Origin of the sequence: Tritonibacter sp. SIMBA_163, from assembly GCF_046535935.1 — a bacterium.
GTDB classification, from domain to species: domain Bacteria; phylum Pseudomonadota; class Alphaproteobacteria; order Rhodobacterales; family Rhodobacteraceae; genus Epibacterium; species Epibacterium scottomollicae.
The window spans coordinates 1-242 of the sequence record NZ_JAWJBP010001151.1 but is presented as its reverse complement, the minus strand read 5'-3'; the positions used below and the strand labels follow the sequence as shown (position 1 = coordinate 242).

Below are 242 nucleotides of genomic sequence, written 5' to 3'. Positions count from 1 at the left end.
AGGCGGTGCAGCCGCTGTCGCTGACGGTGGACAAGGGCGAAACCCTCGGCATCGTAGTGGAGTCAGGTTGTGGAAAATCCACACTGGCGCGGATGCTGGTGGGCTTGCTGCCGCCCACCACCTGCCAGATTGAGATCGACGGAGCACCGCTTGATAACGCGGACCCGGCCACCTTTTGGCAGAAGATACAATATGTCTTTCAGGACCCGATCAGCAGCCTCAACCCGCGCAAAACCATTCGG

General features: G+C 59.9%; 1 protein-coding gene. It reads left to right on the top strand.

The window, feature by feature from the left end; all coding sequences use genetic code 11:
- The coding region (locus tag R0J92_RS25930) for an ATP-binding cassette domain-containing protein (RefSeq protein ID WP_411053803.1) at positions 1-242 on the top strand (242 nt) is incomplete at both ends.